Origin of the sequence: Psychrobacter sp. (genome assembly GCF_035469765.1) — a bacterium.
Taxonomy (GTDB): domain Bacteria; phylum Pseudomonadota; class Gammaproteobacteria; order Pseudomonadales; family Moraxellaceae; genus Psychrobacter.
The window spans coordinates 1-3,117 of sequence record NZ_DATIRM010000038.1; the positions used below are offsets into that span (position 1 = coordinate 1).

General features: G+C 44.1%; 2 protein-coding genes and 1 pseudogene. 1 reads left to right on the plus strand and 2 read right to left on the minus strand.

From position 1 onward, the window contains the following. Together VLN09_RS00930 and guaA are read right to left on the minus strand one after the other, a co-directional pair. Nucleotides 1-647, minus strand: a pseudogene (locus tag VLN09_RS00930) (hypothetical protein); the annotation flags it as partial. A gap of 39 nt (nucleotides 648-686) precedes the next feature. Further along, on the minus strand, nucleotides 687-2,264 hold the full coding sequence (gene guaA, locus VLN09_RS00935; protein WP_325243218.1) for a glutamine-hydrolyzing GMP synthase: 1,578 nt from the start codon (nucleotides 2,262-2,264) through the stop codon (nucleotides 687-689). A 295-nt stretch (nucleotides 2,265-2,559) separates the two neighbouring features. Between guaA and VLN09_RS00940 the strand changes: the two genes are divergently transcribed. After that, nucleotides 2,560-3,117, plus strand: a 558-nt coding sequence (locus tag VLN09_RS00940; RefSeq protein WP_414709063.1) for an FAD-binding oxidoreductase, incomplete at its 3' end; no start/stop codon positions are given.

Here is a 3,117-nt window from a genome sequence, read left to right on the forward strand (position 1 = left end):
TCTTCAGTGAACATATACCACTCCACCAACCATTCACGAATGCCTAAATTATCATTAGGGCAAACTTGTATTAGCTTTTCTCCCTGTTCACACGCCTGCTCAAAACACATATTATCGGCATAGACATTGGCTAACTGAAACAAAGCGCGTAAAAAGGGACGATTCTCCATAATTCCCCAAGGCAGCTTACTTTTTTGCCAGTCAAATTTTGAGGGAAAATATTTTAGATACAAGCGCATGCATTCACGACTGCTGAGCAATGCTAAAAAGCTATCACCGTACTCTTCGCACAAAAACGCTAAGTTAAAATAAGCATCTGGATCATCTAGATTTTCTAAAACTAAAAACTGTGCCACATCGCGTGCCGCTTCATAACCATCACTCTGCAAAGTCATTTGAATGACTTGGAATGAGGTAGGTGGCTGTTCATCAAAGTCTTTCATAATCTCGTCTTGAAACTTTTCCATGACCTCATTCATAACGTCATTGATATCACGACCCTTTTTCACCTCGGCATCCACAAAGGCTTTTACTTTAATATTAAGAGTCCTACCAGCGCCAAGCGCATTTGATCTATTATCACCCAACTTATTGCTAGCGTCATCTTCAAACATCCACTCGTTTTGTCCTACGTGAATCAGTTTCATAATCTGTTACTCCTTTATAGTTTTCAAACTAAGTAGAGATTATTCCCACTCAATCGTCGCAGGTGGCTTGCTTGACACATCATAAGTCACGCGTGACACCTCAGCGATTTCATTCATGATGCGATTCGATACCGTCTCAATCAAATCATATGGCAGATGCGCAAAGCGCGCGGTCATAAAGTCCACAGTCTCAACCGCACGTAGCGCAATTACCCACGCATAGCGGCGAGCATCACCGACCACGCCGACCGATTTGATCGGTTGGAATACCGCAAATGCTTGCGCGGTCTTCTCATACCATCCTGAACGCTCAAGCTCTTCCATAAAGATCGCATCAGCAGAACGCAGGATATCAGCAAACTCTTTGGTCACTTCGCCCAAGATACGCACGCCCAAACCTGGTCCTGGGAACGGATGACGGTTGATCATCTTCGCAGGCAAGCCAAGGGTGATACCCAGCTTACGCACTTCATCTTTAAACAAATCACGTAACGGCTCAACCAATTCAAACGCCAAATCATCTGGCAAACCACCAACGTTATGATGGCTCTTAATGACATGGGCTTTACCTTGATGCGACTTAGCAGATTCAATCACGTCCGGATAAATCGTACCTTGCGCCAAGAATTCGATGACTTTACCATCACTTTGCTCACTCACTTCACGAGCACTATTAGCAAATACATCGATAAAGGTTTTACCGATGATTTTACGCTTGGCTTCAGGGTCAGACTCGCCAGCCAATGCCGTTAAGAATAACTCTTCAGCATCAACACGAATCACTTTTACGCCCATGTTTTCTGCGAAAATTTGCATCACTTGGTCGCCTTCATGCAGACGGAGCAGACCAGTATCGACAAATACACAAGTTAATTGGTCGCCGATGGCTTTATGCAATAATGCCGCGACGACTGAGCTATCTACGCCACCTGACAAACCTAACAATACTTGCTTGTCACCGATTTGCTTTTTCAGCTGTTCAATACGCATATCGATGATGTTATCAGGCGTCCAGTTACCCGCGCAGCCACAGATCTTATGGACGAAACGTCCTAGTAATGCCTCACCTTGCAAGGTATGCGTAACTTCAGGATGGAACTGGAGACCATAATAATGGCGCGAATCATCAGCCATAATAGCAATCGGGCAGCTTGGCGTACTGGCGACGATATCGAAGCCTTGTGGGGCATCGACCACTTTATCGCCATGACTCATCCAGACATTTAACTTAGCTGCAGCATCTTCAATGCCATCGGTTAGCATCGATTTACCATCGATATTGATGGTTGCCGCGCCAAACTCATGGATATCACTGGCATGAACTTTACCACCGAAGCGTTCTGCCATCGCTTGCATACCGTAGCAGATACCAAGTACAGGTACGCCAAGCTCAAATACAGCATCATTAATGCGTGGGCTGTTATCAGCATGGACGCTCTCAGGACCACCAGATAAGATAATACCTTTTGCGCCAAAATCAATGATGCGCTGGGTGTCGATATCGTATGGGAACATCTCACAGAATACGCCTGAATCACGTACACGGCGGGCGATAAGCTGGCTGTACTGCGAGCCAAAATCGAGAATTAAGATGCGGTCTGCTTTTATAATAGGCATTGCGGGAGTGGCAGCGCTTGGCGTAGTGGCGGTTGTCATAAATGGGTGTCCATCAATAAATAAATTGGTACGCTATTTTAACAAGTTTAGGCGCATTGATGGCGGTTAGATATGCGTTTATTGGTGACTATTTTTAACTTATCTTACTAATGTTTAGTATGTATCAAATAATCAGATAGTTTGTGATATGCTAATTCGATAAAGAAGTATGCCATCATTGCCTAATTATGGACAATTAGATAGCCACAGTAGCGACACTCAAACCGTGATTATAAATAGATAGGTTAACTCCACTATGAGCAAAATTAAATCTCTTATGCGTAAAACGACTAAATCTGCCTCTGCGGTAGTGAACTCTGCTATTGATACTAACCGTTTAGATACTGGCTCAAAAAGCAATATGTCTGTCATTACACCCGTCAATATACCTATAGAACAGACGCGCTGGAATGGTTGGGGCAATGTTAGTATCAATAAAAAAGTCTCGCCACATGGCGCAAAATTGATTAAATCGCATATCGGAAAAACCAAAAAACTCTCTTCTGTTAGCTTACAAAAGGTGCTCAAAACCGTACCAAAATCACGCTTACCTGCTACCATCACTGAGCTTGATATCGTCTCTATCGATAAAGAAGTTAGACTCAGACATGCTCGCGGTCAAAGCTTTCCCGACTGGATAGCCATGCATGGTGGCGACTTTGAAGTCTTTCCTGATGGCATCGCTTTCCCTGAATCGACCGCTGATATCGAAACCTTATTAAAACTAGCAAGCGAGTATGATCTTATTGTCATTCCTTTTGGCGGCGGCACCTCAGTCGCTGGTCATATCAATCCGCAAAAAAGTTCACGCCCC

Bases quoted from the DNA above. Each gene is read 5' to 3' on its own strand.
- guaA (WP_325243218.1), bottom strand. From the start codon at position 2,264: ATGCCTATTATAAAAGCAGACCGCATCTTAATTCTCGATTTTGGCTCG.